Raw genomic sequence first — 19,298 nt, forward strand, 5'->3', positions numbered from 1 at the left:
AGATGAGTTCTACTACCTGATCGATTGTAGAGATGGAAACGTAATAGGTATACTTGATTTAATTTATTGATTCGATTTGTTTTGACTATCGAAACGCTAGTCGCCTGTGCCAACATGCCTTTTGCAAAGTCAGGTGGCTACATGTACCGTCTATATGTACCTTATGCACCGTTCAGATGACATCTTTGTTGGCTCTGGCTCCCTGGCTTTGGTATTTGGTACATTCGCAATTGAGCTGAACACTGTCATGTATATTATCTTATTTACACCAAAATATCTGAGTCATTGAATCGTCAGCACTTCTAAGGGATAATTGCGACCATGAACGACACTACACAATACCCCCCATTGCCAGATCGCCTGTCGGTTGATCCGCGCAGCCCTTATCATGTTGCCGCCGTGTTTCAACACGATGTCGGTATTAAGCTCAATGGCAAAGAGCGTAACGATGTAGAAGAATATTGCATCAGCGAAGGCTGGGTCAGCGTTGCCGCTGGCAAGGCACGTGACCGCAAGGGTAATCCCCTGATGATCAAGGTCAAGGGCGTGGTTGAGGCTTTTTACCGCTGATCGCTATTACTTTTTGCAGCCGGGTACTGGTTTTTGCAGTGCCCGCTTCATCAGGCCTGAATTGGCCGTCTGGGCGCATGGCTAGATAGTCATGACGCCAAATTTTCCCAAATAATTTGCCTGCCTGTTTGCTGTTTGAACGGGCATACTGTTTTTGTTGCCTGCATGCTCAATCCTGATTCAGCTATGAAGCCCACTCCTCTGCCACATGCTGTATCCCGTTTGCGCTCTGCCCGTCTGGAACGCAGTACCAGGCCGTTTCTGGCACGTGGCGGTCCCAAGGGTGAGCGTTGCAGTGGCTGCAGGTTGATCCTGAGTCATTGCCTGTGCGAATTGCGTCCCATCATGCCGACCCGCGCCGGAGTATGCCTGCTGATGGCCGAGCACGAGACGCTGAAACCCAGCAACACTGGCTGGCTGATTGCCGACGTGGTGCCTGATACCATGGCCTTTGGCTGGGCGCGCACTGAAGTTGACCCGGCCTTGCTGGCCGTGCTGGCTGATCCGCAATGGCAACCATATGTGGTGTTCCCAGGTGAGTTTGTGGCACCAGAGCGGGTGATTACGGAGTTACCGCCTTTGGATACAAAGCAGAATAGTCACAAACGCCCGCTGTTTATTTTGCTGGATGCGACCTGGCCAGAGGCACGCAAGATATTCAAGAAAAGCCCTTACCTGGCGCAGTTCCCCGTGTTGAGTCTGTTGCCGGAACAGTTGTCACGCTATCGCCTGCGCCGCTCACGGCGGGATGATCATTTGTGTACGTCGGAAGTAGCGGCCTTGTGTCTGGGACTGGCAGGTGAAACTGCGGCTGCACATGCGCTGGAGATGTATCTGGATTTGTTCACTGATCATTACCTGCGCGCCAAGCAGCAATTGAAGGTGGAGTGGGAGGATGAATTGCATTTGCAGATGCGGGACTTGGTGGGGGAATTGTAGAGACATATATATTCCGTTGTAGGTTGGGCTACGTCTTATCAGCCCAGCACTCGGCGTTTAATAACGTACGTGTTTATTGCGGCCCAGTGTTGGGCTGGTGAGGCGTAGCCTAGCGAGGCCCGACCCAACCTGCGCCCGTGCCAACGCTACTTACATTTGCTGACTATCCCAAATTGCGTTACGCTAGCCTTCTCCAAAGAAGCTTTTACCAAATGAGCACCCGTAAACCACCTCTCCTAGCAGATCATCTGTGTTTCAACCTGTACTCTACGTCACTGAAGATGACGCAGCTGTACAAGCCGCTGCTGGCCGAGTTGAATCTGACTTATCCGCAATACCTGGTCATGGTGGTGCTATGGGAAGAAGAAGGCCTGGGGATACGTGATCTGGCAAACCGGCTGGGACAGGACTCTGGTTCTATCACGCCTGTGGTCAAACGGCTGGAGGCAGAGGGTTATCTCTTGCGCAACCGCGACCCAAAAGATGAACGCAACCGCGTGCTGACCTTGACTGACGCTGGCAATAAACTGCGTGCAGCCGGTGTACGTATCAGCCAGAAAATTGCCGCTGCCTGCGACTTGCAGTTGTCTGACTTCCAGCAACTCATGGCGGGCCTGAACAAGCTGGGCCGTCACCTCGACCGTTGAAGCCCCCCATAAATCGAAGGTAAAAGAAAAAATATTTAAAATTAACTTGCGCGCTAATTATTAGCGCGCTATTATTAACAGCATGGCAAAGCGCAAAAGACGGGAAATGCCATTCAAATACTTAGCGCACTAACTAATTTTTAATAATTTTATTTTTTAACTATTTTTTGAAAGTCATTATCATGAAACACATCAGCAAAACTGCATTGATCTCATCTGCTGCTTTGACTGCGGCGCTGTCCGCTGCTGTACTGCCAGGCCATGCATTGGCCGCCTCCAGCAGCGACACCACGGTTGTCCTGGTACACGGCGCCTTCGCCGACGGTTCGAGCTGGAACCAGGTTACCCCATTCTTGCAGGCTAAAGGCGTGAAGGTCGTCGCCGTGCAAAACCCCTTGTCTTCGCTGGCGGATGATGTGGCTGCGGTGCAGCGTGTAGTCGATGCACAGACTGGCAAGGTAGTGCTGGTGGGTCACTCATGGGGTGGTGCAGTCATTACACAGGCTGGCAGCAGCGACAAGATCAAGGCATTGGTATATGTGGCCGCCTTTGCGCCATCTGAAGGTGAAGCACTGGGCGGACTTGGTAAAGATTATCCTGTCCCGCCAGGTATCGCTACTCTGAAATCTGATGCGAATGGCAACCTGGAATTGTCACCAGAATCATTTGCGACCAACTTTGCGCAAGATGTGCCAAAAGAAAAAACAGCGGTGCTGGCAACCACACAAGGCCTGCTGCCAGCCAAGGTATTTGGTGAACCAGTGACCTTCGCTGCCTGGAAAAACAAACCAAATTATTACATCGTCGCCAGTAAAGACCGCATGATAGATCCAGGTTTGCAAGCGGCGTTTGCGAAAAAGATCAATGCCGTGACAACGACACTGCCAACCAGCCATGTGCCTATGTTGTCCCAGCCTAAAGCTGTTGCTGATGCGATTCTGGCTGCAGTCAAGAATTAAGCGATTACATTGAATTGCTGCGGGGGCCTGTGCCGTTATCAGCGGTGTGGGCCCTTTTGCATTCAGGCTGTCATGCCTGGCATTTGCCCGTTATCGCTACCAGTATTGCGGCTGATTGCGGCCAGATAGCGTTGTGCTTCTTCCCAGGTGATGAGGGTGTCGGTGGAGGCGTCTGCATGACGGCCTGCGGCTACCGCTGTCATTGCCTCGTCCTGCAAGCGCTTTTGCTCTTGCTGTTCTTTGTATTGTCTTAGCTGCTCATCTTTCTGGCGGCGCTGGGCATCTTCTATGGCATGCAGTCGGTTCTGCCGCTCTATGAGGGCACGCAAGGCTGCACTGGCTTGCTCGCGCCTTTGTTTTTCCAGTTCCTTGCGTTGCCGTCTTTGCTCTGCCCGCTGGCGGGCGGCGGCTTCTATCAGTGATTCCTTGACTTCAGCCTGTGGCCTGATAGTGCCAGATGCCTTGACCGGCATTGCATTGGTGAGCGGTTTGGCCGCAGCCTGCAGAGTTTGCAGTAGCGCACGGACACTAGCAGGGCGCTGATCTGGCTGGATGGCAAAGCCGCTTTGCAAGACTTGCCATTGGGCAGCATTCAGTGCGGCTGGCTGTATGGGTTGCTGCTGAGGGTGGCGATATTCGCCAAAAGGCATCGCCGCTTCCAGCATCTGATAAATCATGACAGCAACGGCATACACATCCAGACCAGGGCTGTGCTGGTGGCTGCCAGCTTCTGGCGCTCGGTAACCTGCGGTACCCGCATAGGGTGAGCGCGAGGGCGTCATGCTGGTGGAAATGAGGCCAGCCTGAGTATGGCTGCGCAAACGTGCCGAGATACCAAAGTCCAGCAATTTGATATCGCCTGCCTTGGTCAGCAAGAGATTGCCGGGTTTAAGATCACGGTGCACGAGTTTGTGCTTGCACCATGCATAGTCCAGGGCATCTGCCACGGGGCTGAGCATGTCCAGCACTTGCTTGAGGCTGCAGCGCGTATGTTTGATGAGGTAGTTTTCCAGATCATGCCCATCCAGGTATTCCATGATGATGAAATAACTATTGGTGGCAGGATCGCGTGCCCAGTCATATACCCGCACGATATGTTCATGCGCGAGCCTGCGTACCAGCGATGCTTCTTCCACCAGCAGGCGCGCATGCAGAGCACTCTGGGTAAGCTGTGGCGGCAAAATCTTTAGCGCAACCGTCTCGCTATGGCCAAGCTCAGCCTGGGTTGCCAGGTCACTGGCTTGCCACACCTGGCCCATGCCGCCCTGCCCCAGGAGTTTTTCCAGTCGATAGCGTTTGGAAACACCACCTACTTCCTGTCCCGCCAGAAAACCCAGATCAGTGCCCTGTGCAGTTTCTTGCGCGGCTTTACTGGTCTGCCTGGAAATGGCAGGGGCAAGCTCATTATCGAGAATAGCGTCTTTGCGTTGCTTGAATTCGTCTTCTGTGAGCAGGCCTTCATCCAGCAATGCGCGCAATTCACGGATTTTTTGTAGTGGCGTTTGCATTATCAGGGGCTGCGTTCTTCAAATGGGTGTAGGGCTAGGGGTATAGGGCTTAAGATCAATTTTTGCTGTGCTTGACTGCATTTTTAATTACTCATTTTCTGCCTGTCTGGCCCGACTGTGCTACACGGCTGCCCAGGTTTTGCGCCATGCTGAGATCTATCTCATGGCGTCTTTGCTGCTCAGCTTCTCTTTGCCCGCGTTCATCCTGTATGCGCTCTTGCAACATCTTGACTGCCTGTTCCCATGTCATGCCTTGCTGCGCGCTGGCCAAGGCACTCATGGCATGAGCAGCATGTTCTGAACTGCCCGCCTGCATGGCGAGGATTTGTTCAGCCGTCAGGCTAGCTTGTGCCTGCACCTTGACGATCTCGGCCAGTGCAATCGCATTGGCCGGATCTGCAGTGGCGATCTTGCCGGTTTCGCTGAAGTTGGCGATGGCGTTCATGCGTTCTATGGCGATGCGTGCCAGCAAGGCATCATGTGCCTGCTCTGCCTGACGTTGTTCGCGTTCCAGGCTCAGTCTGGCGAACTTGTCGGCGCGCTCGGCTTCTGCCTGTTGCAGTTCTTTTTTCCAGCGACGTTCATCGTCTTGCTGTTTGAGTTGCTGGCGCAGGGTTTCCACCTCTACCTCGGCCAGCCTGGCCTGATGTTGTTGCTGCTGCGTTTGCTGTTCAAACAGGGCATGGGCTTTCAAGGTCGTCAGCAGTTTTTCATGCTGGGCCATGGCATCGGCCTGGCTGTCGCTGCGCTTGATGCCATTGATCTTTTCCTGCACCTGGTTGAGTTTGAATTCGGTATCCACATCGCTGATGCTGTCTTCACGTTGCAACGCACGTGTGCGTTGCTGGTGCAGCTCTTCTTCCCATGCCTGTATGCGTTGGAACTCCCTGGCCTTGGCTTCTGCTTCTATGCTGATCAGTATCAGGCGGTTTTTTTGTTCTTCATCTTCCAGTTCCTGCTCACGGCGTGCCAACTGGTTTTGCTTGTGACGTAATAATTCTGTCTGGGCTTTTTGCTGTTCCTGGTCAGCGATCAGACTGGCTTGCGCAAACTCGTGTTCGAGCTGGAATTTTTTTAACTGATGCTGGATTTGTTGTTGCATCAGTTGCGCAGCTTCCTTACCCTGCAGCTGGGTGATTTCTGATTCTGAACGCATCTTGATGCGCGCCATCGTGCGTATATGCAGCCACTGGTCTGCCTCATTCTGGCGGTGTTCAGATTTTTGTTTGAGACTGTGCTCCAGTTCTTTGATGGTGTCTGCGGCACCACGTTCCAGCGCATGCTTGCGGGTGGCAGCATCGGCAATGCGGCCATACAGTTCCAGCTCACGCGCGCGTATGGTTTGCAGGCGCTCATTTTCATCTTGGCGCAACTTGGCGCGGCTCAGGCGTTTTTTGGCGTCCTCTGCCTGGCCTTGCATGTACAGCCAGCCCAGATCCTTGCCAAATTGCTGACGCATTTCTTCATGGCGATAACGCAAGCGGATTTGTTCTTCCTGTCTGGCGATCTTTTGCCATTCACTATTGGTATAGAGTGCGTCGATGAGCTTGCTTTGTTCCAGCCTGGCGCGCTGACCATCGATGATCAGATGCATGCTGCCTATCTTTTCACTCAGCTTTTCCCTGTCATCCGTCAGTTTGTCGTGCCGCACTTCGCGAGTGACAGCCTGGGTCGCGACGAAACCATATTCTGCAATGGACAGATTCAGAGTAGACAACAGACGTTCATCGAGTTGCTGGCGCAGGTGGGCATTGTCTTGCAAGTCCCGCAAGGATTGAGCGCCCAGAAATTCAAGCGCAATTTGACGCACCATGGGTTCCAGCAATTGCTGCAGTTGCTGGCAGGTGATGATGCCGGGTACATTCATGAAATGTTTAGCGAATGCAGGTACATCTGCAATCTTGACGCTGATGACAAACTTGGCTGCGATAGCCAGAAATTCAGCGGTATGCAGATCTTCAAAACTGAATAGCAGGGCAAAGGGATTCAGGCGCGTCAATAAAACTTCTGCCGCTTTGTCTATCTGCAAACCCATGAGCTGGCTGCTGATGTCTTGTCCAATGTAATCGCCCGCCAGCAATTCGACAAACTGGCCTTCTTGCAATATATAGGCGCGGGCGCTGACGGGTATATGCAAATCTTGTTTACTGATGCTACTGAGCGGACGTACGCCAAAATACATGGCGACCTCGTTCTCTTTGGGCAGCCAGCGATTGTGGCGCAAGATCGTCTCGTGCCGCGGGCTGCTCAACATGAGGCCGCAATGCGTGCAATAAATTGCATCTTGTATATTGTTATGGTCGCACTGGGGGCACTTGAGTTTGGAACTGGCAAAGATGCTGAACATGGGAACTCCTTCAATCACTGCGCGGTGCGGGGATGAGGGAATATCATGCACCTGAGCAAAAATGGTAGCACCGGGGGTGGATTTGAAAGACGCGAACAGAAGGAGGATTTGGGCTTAGATCGCGCTATGGATGGTTTTGATAATATCTGTCAGTACAGTGGTGTAAAGTAAATTGCATGCCTCACATATAACTTTCTGCTGGGCATTTTTTTGATTGCTCATATTTTTTACCGGCGATTGCATCAAGAATTTCCAGCCCTTGCAAACCAGACATCATTTGCAATTATTCACATTGAGCAACAATCAGCTTAAAGCTATCAATACCGGTGACATCTATTATTTATTAGTATTTATAATACTGTGCTCATCATGGTTGTATCTACATGCCCCCAGTTCTATTACTCGCCACACAATAAAATTCTTGTTGATTATTAATACATGAAAAATTCCCGACCATTTTTACTGTTATTGAGTGTTTCCTTGTTGGCGTCTGTCAGCCATGCAGCTGATAAGGAGGTTGGTACTTTGCTCATGTCGGGAGAATGGCGGCAGGAAGTGGGAAGTTACGGCGTGCCCCAGCAGTTTGAAAAAATATTACCTGCCAAATGGCCGGGAGATCACTGGGTCTCTCTTGAGCTTAAGGAAAACTCACTGGAAATAAGACCCGCATCCAGTAAAGAGAAAATGCCAGACTGGCTGAAGAAAATTGTAGTGCAAATCCCGACCAAGGATCAGCCATCCAACTTTGAGCTTGAGACTATGGATGAGTACGACGGTCTTCAATATCTGCGTGTGCCCGGCGTCCAATTCAAGCCAGGCAAGCAGCCAGTTTATGTATTCAAAAACGGGACAGGCACTTTACAGCCTCAATTGGATTATCAATACCGGCTGGAATTGAAGGGCGTGCCATTTGGCATGCGCGTCCAAAATGGCTTGAAAGGGAAAAACGGCGCAGCTTATGGAGAAGGGGCAACTTACTTCATTGAATATGCTGGCAAGAAATTTGAATATGCGCTGGGTTACTTCGGCTGGGATTCACGCGTAGAAGCCATCGTCGATATGGATGGTGACGGCTTTCCTGATTTTATTATCGCTATCAATGGATCGAACAGTAGCGGCAGGTTTGTTTTATTGTCTTCTACTGCAAAACCCGGAAAGAACGCACCGACTGCATCGCTGCACAATTGGGGATGTTGAGCTTGCCTGTCGTTTATTGACTGCTATCTGGATATGCCGAGCTTAAATAACGACAACCTGCAGGTAACTGAGCGAGTGCTCTTAAATCTGCAAACCCATCCAGTCTGGTGTCTTGCAAAGTAAGCACGTCTCTATGCCAGAAGCCACCCTGGAAATGAAATATCACTGGTAATCCTTCTGGTAAATTTTGCGCTGAAGGTACAGTTCTGGTTTCCGGCTTAATCAGGTAGAGCAGGCTACTACCTGCACCGGCAGCCGCATCACCAAGAATGACGGCATGCGGCAGTATTGCCATGACTTGCAATTGGACTATGCCCCTGACGCTGGCACAGAACTCGATTAGCATGCCTGTGCGCAAAGCATAGGCATGGTCTTTTTCCATCGCCACGCCATCAAGCAAAGTGCCATAGCGTGATACATCAGTGATTTCTGCGCCCATCCCCTTTCTGCCGATGATGGCGTGACGCGCGCTGATGCGACGGGTCAGCCTGGCGTTTTCTGCTGCGCTGTTGGCACGATGACTTAGCAGGATGTCAGCTTGTGGATGTTGCTCCATACGGCCAAGCACATACTCATCCAGGGCAAAGAGATGGATATTGCTGTGTGGCTGGGTCTGGTCTGCTGTCAGGCTGGCCCATTTTGTTGTTGCTACGATTGACTTGCTTGTTGACTTACCTATTGGCTTGCTCGTTACTGGTCTGGCTGGCGGATTTTGCTCAGGCCTGGCAGGGCTGGCAATTGCCGCCGGGGCTTCAGGTTCTGATGCGACTTCCATGAGTTCTTCATCCCAAGCTATCGTCCCCAGGGCGATTTCATATTTGCCCGATGGTGGACGCATGTCCAGTTTGGCTATTGAAGCATCCGTGGCATTGATTTCTATATTCATATTGCCTTGCGCATAGCCGTTCAACTGGCCCAATCCGCTGAGTGTGGCAATTCCACCATCTTCGGCTATGACCCTGATATTCTTTTGAGCTGCTAAAAACACACTGTGGATTTCTGTCAGCGTGGCGTCGGCGCGTGGGATGAAGATGACACTGGTACATAGCCACTTGCGTTTGGCTCCTGGCGTTTGCTCATGCGACAAACTGATATCAATAGGGTATTGCCCATGCTCTTTGTTCTTGGATGAAAAGCTGAGCAACAAGGGTTGCCATAGCCCAGAGGCAGTACGCGACAAGCGCAGCTTTGCGACATCCGCGGCGATAAGTTCGCAACGTAATTGCACTTCTATGATAGTGACATCTGGTGGCAACATGCCGCGCAGTTCCAGCCTGATGGTTTGACGGCCACCTGCAGCACGCGGGTCATAGCCGCTGAAGTGCAGATGCAGATTGCCTGGTGCCGCCGTTACACGCTTTTGCGTCAGGCTGCCTGCGGAGGCATTCAGTAACTCCAGCCTGCGGGGACTAACTGCCTGCGCGTGACCTGCTGCACATACGGCTTCCCCCTCTGCCACCCAATGCGTGCAATGGGGGTAATGCGGGGTTTGGCATTTTTTCATGATGAGGCAACGGTCATAATACGGGCGATGCTATAACTATAGAGTTAAAGCGCCAGATCAAACGGAGGAATACAGCCGTGTTTTGCCGCCTGTTTTTTTCACAGGACACTGCAGCCGCGTTGACCTGCCCGGCTCACTGCATTAACCTTGTCGTTTCGATATATGCCATTTCGCATCTTGCGGGATGTCTGTGATCAACACGCTATCCCTGTCCTGGAAATTGCAATGAAAAAAATCGTCGTTAAATTTGGTGGCTCCAACCTGCGCCAACCTGAAGATATCAACCGCGTTGTCAATGTCGTGCAAACTTACCAACAGCCGCTGGTGTTGGTGGTTTCTGCATTTTATGGCATTACCAATGCCCTCATCGCTTGCGTGCAGGCTGCACGGGAAGGTGCAGGGACAGCAGCAGCCCTGGCCGAGAGCAAGGATTACACGCAAAACCTGCGTGTCCTGAAGAAGCAGATACTGGAAGCGAATATCAGCGATGCCACCAACCGTGTACGTATAGAAAAAGTATTGTCAGCGCGCCTTGACCAGCTCGACCGTTACCTGACTGGTATACATTGCATTGGTGATGTACCTACCTTCGTCAATGATGCCATCCTCAGTTATGGTGAACGTCTGTCCAGCCTGTTGCTGACTGAAGTCTTGCTCAGCCACGGCATACGGGCGCGTGAAGCCTTGCCGGAAGATATAGGCCTGATCACCGATGGTGTCTTTGGCAATGCTGCCTGCGATTTTGATGCCAGCGCACCTGCAGTCTCGAAAGCATTGCAAGGCAATGAAGTCATCGTCGTGCCTGGCTTTTATGGGGTTGACCGGGATGGCAAGGCCACCCTGTTTGGCCGTGGTGGTTCTGACTACTCGGCGGCATCCATCGCCTGCTGCATAGGCGCAGAATCACTGGATGTGTGGAAGGACGTGGATGGCTTCCTCAGTGCCGATCCAGGCACGGTCAGCGCACCGCATACGATTACGCAATTGAATTATCTGGAAGCGGCAGAGCTGTCTTACTTCGGTGCCAAGATCTTGCATCCGCGCACGGTAGAACCCTTGTTTGATCAGAATATTCCTATCCGCATCTTGAACATCACCCGCCCTGAGCGTGGTCTCGTGCCTTATACCATCATCAATGCACAACGCAAGGTGACACGCGATGTGGTGAAGAGTGTGACCTCGACAGAAGACGTGGCGATACTGAAACTGCATGGGCCAGGCGTGGGATTCAAACCCGGCATCCTGGCGCAGGTAACCAATACTCTGGATGCAAATGGCATCAATATCAAGAGCGTGCTGACGGCGCAGACTGCCATCAATATTCTGGTATCCCGTGATCATCTCGATGCTGGCTATGCGGCACTGGTAGAGCATCATCTGGCCGGTGTGGTGGAAGTATCGCGCAACGCTGACGTGGCCATTGTCGCTGTGGTTGGCGATGGCGTGCTGGAAGCATCTGATGTAGGCGGCGCGATTGCCAGCCGCGCCTTGTCGGCAGCGATTGCGGCTGGCGTGCATGTCTGCCTCGCGGCTGCGGGTGCCAGCGAGGTGGCTGCTTATATGCTGGTGCAGCAGGAGGACAGAAAGCTGGCGTTGCAGGCGATACATGCTGAGTTTTTTGGGGGGTGAGGGTTGGGGGGCTAGCAGCTTTTTTGCGTTAAAAGATAAGTTTTTGATGCACTGGGTCAAAAAAATAGCTTTGACGAACAACCGACGACACTAGGCTCCAGCCTGCGCTGTAGCGACGAAGCAAGGGCTAGTCGCGTTGCACAGGCCTTGAGCTTTTGCTCTCAAAACGAGGACGGTTCTGGTATTACTCAAACTCTCAAATTCGTCGCTCCAGCGCAGGCTGGAGCCCAGCGGCGTTTATTGCCAATCAATCAAGCAGCTCAATATGAGCGGCCTATGACATCCGCGCTCAAAAAATTGACTAATCTCATTTACCTGCTCTCGCTCCTTTTCGACACATTTTTTTCGGCAAAAAATCACTAGACGACTGGTCTAATTTGTTTTAGAATCCAAACCATGAACACTCCGCGCACCGATGTCAGGCAACACATCCTCGATACAGCCAAGCCCATTATCCTGGGCAAAGGCTTTTCCGTGGTCGGCCTGAATGAGGTGTTGAAGGCAGCAGCCGTACCCAAGGGTTCGTTTTATCATTATTTCAAGTCCAAGGAATTGTTTGGCGAAGCCTTGCTGGATGATTATTTTGCCGGTTACCTGGCGGCGGTTGATGTCGTACTGAAAAATCCGGATATACCGGCAGCCAAGCGCCTCATGCGTTACTGGCAGGGCTGGTTACCGGAGCGCCCGGGTGAAAGTGTGCAATGCCAGTGCCTGGCGACCAAGCTCGGTGGTGAAGTATCAGACTTGTCTGAAGCCATGCGTCTAGCCTTGCAACATGGCACGGACAGTATTATTGCCAGGCTGGCAGATTGCATGCGTGAAGGTATTGTCGATGGTTCGCTGCCTGCGGACCTCGATGCAGACCATTGCGCACTGACCTTGTATCAAATGTGGCTGGGTGCCGCCCTGTTGACCAAAATGCGGCGCGACATGAGTGCGCTGGAAAGTGCGATGCTGGCTACCCGCAAGATGCTCAAGTTGTAAAACCCTGAACCTGATACTCCAAGCGAATTCCCTTTAGTGAACATTTTACAAAGCATATATTGTTATAAGTTTTTTCTAGACGACCAGTCTAATTTTTATCTTGAAGTACCCTGGGTTGGCTACACATAGAGTTCTGGATTTGCTTGCCAATCAAGTTTTGTCATAAGTTTGCCCACAAGTTTTTTTGCTGCTCCATACAGCTCCAATCGCCCAATAAAGGAATTAAGAAATGTTATTCAATCCTCTGCAAACCGGTTCTGTTTCCCTCGCCAACCGCATCCTGATGGCCCCGCTGACACGCGCACGTGCTGATGCAGGTCATATGCCCAACGCCCTGATGGCCGAATACTATAGCCAGCGCGCTACCGCAGGCCTGATCGTGACTGAGTGCACGATGGTGGCTGAAAATACATCCGCCTTCTATGCCGAACCTGGCATCTACAATGCCGAGCAAATCAATGCATGGAAACAAGTGACTGAAGCAGTGCACGCCAAAGGTGGCAAGATCTTCATGCAAATCTGGCACGCAGGCCGCGCTGCTGTCCCTGCATTCAACAATGGTGTCGAAAACGTAGGCCCAAGTGCCATCGCGATTGACAGCGAAGTGCATACGCCAAACGGTAAAGTGCCAAATGCAGTTCCACGCGAATTGCGTCTGGATGAAATCCCTGCCCTGGTTGCTGCTTATGCACAAGGCGCAAAAAATGCGATTGCTGCAGGCTTTGATGGCGTAGAAGTTCATGGCGCGAACGGTTACCTGATCGACGAGTTCCTGCGTGACAGCGCCAACCAGCGCACTGATAGCTATGGCGGCTCGATAGAAAACCGCGCACGCTTTTTGTTTGAAGTATTGACAGCAGTCAGTGCCGCAATTGGTTCAGATAAAGTTGGCCTGCGTCTGTCCCCTATCAACAGCTATAACAGCATGAAAGACAGCGATCCGCTGGCTTTGATTTCATATCTGACGACACGTCTGAATGAATTCAACCTGGCCTATTTGCATGTTATGCGTTCTGACTTTTTCCAGGCACAGACTGGTGATGTATTGACGATAGCACGTACCAATTACAAAGGCGTGTTGATCGGTAATATGGGTTACAACGCCGATGAAGCAACACAAGCTCTCAGCAATAATACACTGGATGCCGTAGCTTTCGGCACCAGCTTCCTGGCCAACCCTGACCTGCCTGCACGTATCAAACAAGGCGCGGCCTTGAATGCACCTGATGCAGCGACTTTCTATACACCGGGTGCAAAAGGCTATACGGATTATCCTAGCCTGCAAGCTGCATGATGCGCTACATGTAATACAGCTCAAGTAATACAGCCCAAGTAATGCAGATCAAGTAATACGGTAAAAGGCCGACCATTATGGTTGGCCTTTTTCATTTTCTTTTGAAGAAACAGAGGTGCAACAGTTTGTAAGATATTTCTCCAAGTCATCATCTGGTAATTCTTAAGCCTTACATTCCTGCCAACGCCAACATGATGGCAGCGAAGCATATCTGGCCAATTGCACTGGCCTCATTTTCTTGTAATGAATCTTGAGGAATACTTTGATGAGACACTTATCCAAACACACTGCACGCTTGCTGTGCGCGGTATTTGCTGGCATGAGCCTGAGCGCCTGTGGTGGCAATAGCAGCGAGCCGGTTGATTTCCAAAATCCAGGTCTGTCCTGGCCACCATTGCCGACGGTAACCGGTCACCGTGGCGCATCGGCACTGCGCCCTGAACATACGCTGGCCTCATATCAGAAAGCGATAGATGACGGTGCCGATATTGTTGAGCCCGATCTGGTTGCCACCAAAGATGGTGTCTTGGTTGCCCGCCATGAAAATGAAATTTCAGGCACCACCAATGTATCGACTCTGCCGCAATTTGCTGCGCGCAAAGCGACCAAGACCATAGATGGCATCCCTGTCACAGGCTGGTTCACTGAAGACTTTACACTGGCAGAATTGAAGACCATACGCGCCAAGGAACGTATCCCGGCGAATCGCCCTGCCAACACGGCTTATGATGGTCAATTTGAAATACCAACGCTGCAAGAAGTGATTGACCTGGTCAAGCAACAGGCCAAAGAAAAGAACCGTGTTATTGGCATTTACCCTGAAACCAAGCACCCGACTTATTTCAAATCCATAGGCCTGCCTCTGGAAAAACGCCTGGTTGATGTGCTCGTAGCGAATGGCTACAAAGGCAAAAATGCAGCGGTCTTCATTCAGTCTTTTGAAGTGACGAACCTGAAAGAATTACGCAGCATGACAGAGATGCGTCTGGTGCAACTGGTCGATAATCCACTGAACCCGCCAGTCAATGGCGTACCACGCAATGCGCCATATGATTTCATCGCCGCTGGCAGCAGCCGTACTTATGCTGACCTCGTCACACCGGCAGGCCTGAAAGAAATCGCACAGTATGCCGATGCAGTGTCACCGTACAAGGAAGTCATCATCCCGCGTGACGCCAAGAATGAACTGGGTGCGACTACCAGTTTTGTCGCCGATGCCCATGCTGCGGGTTTGAAAGTCCATACCTGGACACTGCGCCCGGAAAATCCTTTCCTGCCAGTTAGCATGCGCATTGGCGATGCCAGTTCGCTGACGCAACGTGGTGACTCTATCGCAGAAATCACTGCTTATTTGAAAGCCGGTATTGATGGTTTCTTTACCGATGATCCAGCCGTTGGCCGCGCAGCAGTGACGGCATTCAAAAAGTAAACATCTGAAGACAGTGAATGAAAATGCCTGGATCTTGGTCCAGGCATTTTTTTATGCATTTTTTTCTTGCGCCTGTTTCAAGCGATGGGCAAAGAAAGCAAGTATTTCATCCCGTGCAGCGATGGTCGGTTGCCCTGCTTCATCTATCAGGTGCGCCGTGACCACGCTATGCGGTGTTGTTACGTAGCGCCTGAAGAAGGGCGCAGTATCCTGATTGGCAGCACTATCTGGCAATACCTTGCCAACGAATCTCCCACCCAAAGCTTCTGAAAATGCCGCAAAGCGCTGGGCGCGGCAAAATGCGTCGCCCGCAAAACGGTAAGCCATGACAGTCAGATCTTCTGCTTCCAGGCGCTGGCGCACAGCTTGCAAGTCGGCAGCGTCTATGCCCGTACCTGCCGGATCATCCATCGGTAAAGATGGCTGCGACACTACCGGTGCAAGTACTGCTGGTTCCAGCATCATGGACAAAGCAAAATTGCCGGTGAAGCACATGCCTATCGCCCCCACACCGGGGCCACCAGATTCTTCATGAGCAAACCTTGCCAGCGCCCTCAGCCATAGCGTGACAGGGCTGGTCCCTTTACCTGCAAAGGCGCGGAATTCTGCACTGACACAGGTTTTCTGGAACACCGCCGCTCCCTCCTCCGCGGATGCCACCACACCATCGCGCCCAAACAGCGAAGGCATATACACAGTAAAACCCGCATCACGCACCCAGCGCGCAAAGCGTGCCACATGCGGGCTGATGCCGGGCATCTCTGTCATGACGATGACGGCGGGCCCTGTGCCAGCGACATAGACACGCTTGCTGACCTCATTGAGCGTGATCTCGCGTGCGCTGAAGTCAATGAGTGGGTCATCGGCATGCATGTTCTGCTTAGTGCTAAATGTGTTTCCTGCAATTGATATGTGGGTGGTTCCTGCGCTTTGCATGGTGGCTCCTGATTTATCTGGAGCTTGCAGTGTAGGTCTGCGTCAGAAACAAGAATAGCGGCGGTTCAGCCAGAATCAGGGCGGAATTGGACATTGGCAAACGCCATGTAGAATACAAGGTAAATATTCCATCGCAGTTTCGATCACAATTTAGTGGAGCGCAAACCCATGCTGATCTGGTGCAGGCTGCAATATCTTTCATCTTTAGCCTTGAAACTGTTATTACTAGGCGCTTTTGCAGTGCAAGCACAGGCTGCGGATACGCTCAAAGTTGGTTCCAAGCGTTTTACTGAATCCTATGTACTGGGCGAGATTTTGACGCAGACTGCGGTTACCCATAATCCTGCATTGCACCAGCAAGGCCTGGGTAATACTGCCATCGTATTCAACGCGCTCAAGAATGGCAGCATTGATATTTATCCAGAATACATGGGTACCATCAATACTGAGATATTGAAGCATGAGAACGCCATCAGCATGCAGGAGATGCAAGTGGAACTGGCTAAACAAGGCCTGGGTGTTGCTGTACCTCTGGGTTTTAATAATACCTACGCGCTGGCGATGCGGCCTGATGCTGAAAATATTAAATCGCTGACTGATCTGACGAAAAGACCTGAATTACGTTTTGGCCTCTCCCATGAATTCTTGGGTCGCGCCGATGGCTGGCCAGGCCTGGTCAAACGTTATCACTTGCCGCAACAAGCCAGTGGACTTGACCATGGCATCGCTTATGAAGCGCTGGCTGCCAAACAAGTAGATGTCATCGATATTTATTCCACCGATGCCAAGATTAAACAACTGGGCTTGCGCGTGCTGGTGGATGATGCAAATTACTTCCCGCGTTATGACGCAGTCTTGCTGTACCGACTGGATGTGCCAACCCGCTTCCCGCAAGCCTGGGCAGCGATACAGAAACTGGAAGGCAAGATAGATAATGCGCAAATGATAGCGATGAATGCGGCGGTAGAAATTGACAGGCAGAGCTTTGCCCAGGCCGCACAGCAATTTGTGGCAAAGTCACCGGCAAGCGTTGAACGCGCAGGCTTCATATCCAAATTATTTGGTACAGAGTTTTTGAAGTTGACCTGGCAGCATCTGACACTGGTATTGCTGTCAGTTACGCTGGCCTGCTTGGTAGGAATCCCACTGGGTATCATCGCTGCCTTTGAACCACGCTTGCGCGAAGTTGTCATGGCTACTGTCGGCATCTTGCAAACCATACCTTCGCTGGCCTTGCTGGCAATGTTGATACCCCTGCTGGGCAGGATAGGTTTTGTACCAGCCCTGATCACTCTGTCGCTGTATGCCTTGCTGCCCATCGTCCGCAACACCTGTGTAGGCCTGGTGCAAGTACCAGCTGGATTACGTCTGGCAGCGCAGGCCCTGGGTCTGTCATCGCGAGACCGCCTGCTGAATATAGACTTTCCGCTGGCCCTGCCCATGATATTGGCGGGTGTTAAGACGGCAGCAGTCATGAGTGTAGGCACGGCAACCATAGCCGCCTTCATTGGTGCCGGTGGTTATGGTGAACGCATCACCATAGGCCTGGCCTTGAATGACAACCAGATGTTGTTGGCAGGTGCCTTGCCTGCAGCAGCTTTGGCTTTGCTGACGCAGTGGGGGTTTGATTTGTTGGAGAGGGTGGTAGTGAGAAGAAGGAATTGATCAAAATGAGGCGCACGGTAAGTCCTGAATGTTGGGCAACGGTTCGTAGGTTGGGCTACGGTTTACCAGCCCAACACTGGGCTTCAAAAAAAGCATACGTTATTAAACGCCTAGTGTTGGGCTGATGAGACGTAGCCCAACCTACGAGAATGGCGGTCTTTGAGACTTGGATAGATTTCGCATGCTAATAGGTAAAGGCGAAAACGATATCCCAATCGCATTGTGTACACAAAAGAACAATGCCTACCAGAAAGCAGCCCCCTTTGGTAATATGCATCCGGTTCGATCTTCCTGATCAATCCTGAAAACCTGGTTTCCCTGTTGCAATAACCTGCCCGGAAAAGTTTCTTTGATTTCGCCCACCCATCATGTCGCTGGATCATCACCCGCCAGGCGCTTTGCCAGGGCGGCGGCGCTTGGGGTTTTGTGCGTGGCGTGTTCAATGACGACAATCCATGCAGCCACGCCACAATCCGACAGCACCCTGCAAGTCTTGCACTGGTGGACCTCGGCCAGCGAACGCAAGGCGGCCAGTCTGCTGGCTGCGCGCATGGCGGATGAAGGCATCACCTGGCGCGACGCTGGCATACCCGGTGGTGCGGGCATAGGAGCGGGCAAGGTATTGAAGAGCCGCGTGCTGGCCAATGATGCACCCGAAGTCACGCAAATCATCGGTGTCTCGATACGTGAATGGGCTGACCTGGGTTTCTTACTGGAGCTGGACAAGGTTGCGGCGGCCAACAAATGGAATACCAGTTTCTTCCCGACCATACAAAACCTGATACAGCACCGCAAGCATGTGGTGGCTGCACCGCTAGGCATACACCGTATTAACACCCTGTTTTATAACAAGAAAATATTCAGCACGCTGAAGTTGTCACCACCAGAAAACTGGGATGAACTGGTCGCCGTTGCAGCCAGGCTGAAAGCTGCAGGCCTGATACCACTGGCACAAAGCAGCGAACCCTGGCAGGTTGCCACGCTGTTTGAAAACCTGATACTGGCCGAGGGCGGACCAGAATACCACCGCGAATTATTCGTCAAACAAAACGCTCAGGCCGTCATGGACAAGCGCTTCAGCCATGCGCTGGAACGCTTGCGCCAGATGAAAAGCTGGATGAATAATCCTGTCGATGAACGTCCCTGGACAGAAGTGGTGAAGCAGTTTTCCAAAAACGAAGCCGCGATGATGATCACTGGCGACTGGGTCAAGGGTGAGCTCAATGATGGCGGTTTCGCCACTGATGAAGCTTTCTCTTGCACGGCGATGCCGGGTACGGGCAAATACCATTTGTATAGCGTCGATACCTTTTCCATGTTCACCAACGACTATTCGCGCATCGTTGCGCAAGAAAAACTGGCCCGTCTGGTCGCCACGCCAGCGGTGCAGGCTGACTACAATACGGTCAAGGGTTCGGTATCGGTAAGGCGTGATGCTGACCCTGCGCGCATGGATAGTTGTGCTCGTGCTTCCTGGAACGCCTTTGCCCAAGGGGCGACCACGCAAGCTCCTAGCCTGGTACACCGCATGGCTACCGATGAAACCAGCAAGGACGCCATCATTGCTGTAATACATAGATACTTTATCGATGCCACAGTAAGCCCAGCCGACACCCAGGCAAGGCTGGTGGCGATGTACAAGACATTTGGCAATAATAAAAAACAAACTCCATAAAATGTGAGGCAGACA

General features: G+C 51.9%; 15 protein-coding genes. 11 read left to right on the plus strand and 4 right to left on the minus strand.

Annotated elements, in window-relative coordinates; all coding sequences use genetic code 11:
• Positions 1-321 precede the first annotated feature (321 nt).
• The 4 genes from AC3WQT_RS10985 to AC3WQT_RS11000 all read left to right on the plus strand — a co-directional run bounded on the left by AC3WQT_RS10985 (position 322) and on the right by AC3WQT_RS11000 (position 3,115).
• On the plus strand, positions 322-570 hold the full coding sequence (locus AC3WQT_RS10985; RefSeq protein WP_492703914.1) for a DUF3297 family protein: 249 nt from the start codon (positions 322-324) through the stop codon (positions 568-570).
• Positions 571-756: 186 nt separating this feature from the next.
• A complete protein-coding gene (locus tag AC3WQT_RS10990) occupies positions 757-1,509 on the plus strand; it encodes a tRNA-uridine aminocarboxypropyltransferase (RefSeq protein WP_492703915.1) in 753 nt (250 codons plus the stop codon).
• A gap of 281 nt (positions 1,510-1,790) precedes the next feature.
• On the plus strand, positions 1,791-2,156 hold the full coding sequence (locus AC3WQT_RS10995) for a MarR family winged helix-turn-helix transcriptional regulator (RefSeq protein ID WP_492703916.1): 366 nt from the start codon (positions 1,791-1,793) through the stop codon (positions 2,154-2,156).
• Between the two features lie 182 nt (positions 2,157-2,338).
• On the plus strand, positions 2,339-3,115 hold the full coding sequence (locus AC3WQT_RS11000) for an alpha/beta fold hydrolase (protein WP_492703917.1): 777 nt from the start codon (positions 2,339-2,341) through the stop codon (positions 3,113-3,115).
• Between the two features lie 62 nt (positions 3,116-3,177).
• On the opposite strand, the gene AC3WQT_RS11005 is transcribed toward AC3WQT_RS11000, so the two are convergent.
• Both AC3WQT_RS11005 and AC3WQT_RS11010 read right to left on the minus strand, forming a co-directional pair.
• The gene (locus AC3WQT_RS11005) at positions 3,178-4,623 is read right to left on the minus strand and encodes a protein kinase domain-containing protein (protein WP_492703918.1); all 1,446 of its coding nucleotides are present in this window, start codon (positions 4,621-4,623) and stop codon (positions 3,178-3,180) included.
• 91 nt (positions 4,624-4,714) lie between these two features.
• Positions 4,715-6,970 carry a hypothetical protein gene (locus AC3WQT_RS11010; RefSeq protein WP_492703919.1) on the minus strand — a complete coding sequence of 752 codons (2,256 nt, stop codon included), beginning with the start codon at positions 6,968-6,970 and terminating at the stop codon, positions 4,715-4,717.
• Between the two features lie 438 nt (positions 6,971-7,408).
• On the opposite strand from AC3WQT_RS11010, the gene AC3WQT_RS11015 reads away from it, so the two are divergent.
• Positions 7,409-8,167, plus strand: a complete 759-nt coding sequence (locus tag AC3WQT_RS11015) for a hypothetical protein (RefSeq protein WP_492703920.1) — start codon at positions 7,409-7,411, stop codon at positions 8,165-8,167.
• 13 nt (positions 8,168-8,180) lie between these two features.
• Here AC3WQT_RS11015 and AC3WQT_RS11020 read toward each other — a convergent pair whose 3' ends face one another.
• The gene (locus AC3WQT_RS11020) at positions 8,181-9,671 is read right to left on the minus strand and encodes an FHA domain-containing protein (protein ID WP_492703921.1); all 1,491 of its coding nucleotides are present in this window, start codon (positions 9,669-9,671) and stop codon (positions 8,181-8,183) included.
• 225 nt (positions 9,672-9,896) lie between these two features.
• Here AC3WQT_RS11020 and AC3WQT_RS11025 point away from each other — a divergent pair, with 225 nt between their 5' ends.
• The 4 genes from AC3WQT_RS11025 to AC3WQT_RS11040 all read left to right on the plus strand — a co-directional run bounded on the left by AC3WQT_RS11025 (position 9,897) and on the right by AC3WQT_RS11040 (position 15,007).
• Complete coding sequence (locus AC3WQT_RS11025) at positions 9,897-11,300, plus strand: aspartate kinase (protein ID WP_492703922.1); 1,404 nt, start codon at positions 9,897-9,899, stop codon at positions 11,298-11,300.
• A 396-nt stretch (positions 11,301-11,696) separates the two neighbouring features.
• Positions 11,697-12,284, plus strand: a complete 588-nt coding sequence (locus AC3WQT_RS11030; protein WP_492703923.1) for a TetR/AcrR family transcriptional regulator — start codon at positions 11,697-11,699, stop codon at positions 12,282-12,284.
• A 229-nt stretch (positions 12,285-12,513) separates the two neighbouring features.
• Positions 12,514-13,578 (plus strand): alkene reductase, encoded by a 1,065-nt coding sequence (locus AC3WQT_RS11035; RefSeq protein ID WP_492703924.1) that lies wholly within the window; start codon positions 12,514-12,516, stop codon positions 13,576-13,578.
• 265 nt (positions 13,579-13,843) lie between these two features.
• Positions 13,844-15,007: a glycerophosphodiester phosphodiesterase gene (locus AC3WQT_RS11040; protein ID WP_492703925.1), complete on the plus strand. Its 1,164-nt coding sequence runs from the start codon at positions 13,844-13,846 to the stop codon at positions 15,005-15,007.
• 51 nt (positions 15,008-15,058) lie between these two features.
• On the opposite strand, the gene AC3WQT_RS11045 is transcribed toward AC3WQT_RS11040, so the two are convergent.
• Positions 15,059-15,880 (minus strand): dienelactone hydrolase family protein, encoded by an 822-nt coding sequence (locus tag AC3WQT_RS11045; protein ID WP_492703926.1) that lies wholly within the window; start codon positions 15,878-15,880, stop codon positions 15,059-15,061.
• A gap of 231 nt (positions 15,881-16,111) precedes the next feature.
• Between AC3WQT_RS11045 and AC3WQT_RS11050 the strand changes: the two genes are divergently transcribed.
• Together AC3WQT_RS11050 and AC3WQT_RS11055 are read left to right on the plus strand one after the other, a co-directional pair.
• The gene (locus tag AC3WQT_RS11050) at positions 16,112-17,608 is read left to right on the plus strand and encodes an ABC transporter permease/substrate-binding protein (protein ID WP_492703927.1); all 1,497 of its coding nucleotides are present in this window, start codon (positions 16,112-16,114) and stop codon (positions 17,606-17,608) included.
• 442 nt (positions 17,609-18,050) lie between these two features.
• The gene (locus AC3WQT_RS11055; protein ID WP_492703928.1) at positions 18,051-19,283 is read left to right on the plus strand and encodes an ABC transporter substrate-binding protein; all 1,233 of its coding nucleotides are present in this window, start codon (positions 18,051-18,053) and stop codon (positions 19,281-19,283) included.
• The last annotated feature ends 15 nt before the right edge of the window (positions 19,284-19,298 follow it).

This window comes from Undibacterium sp. FW305-107 (genome assembly GCF_058788535.1).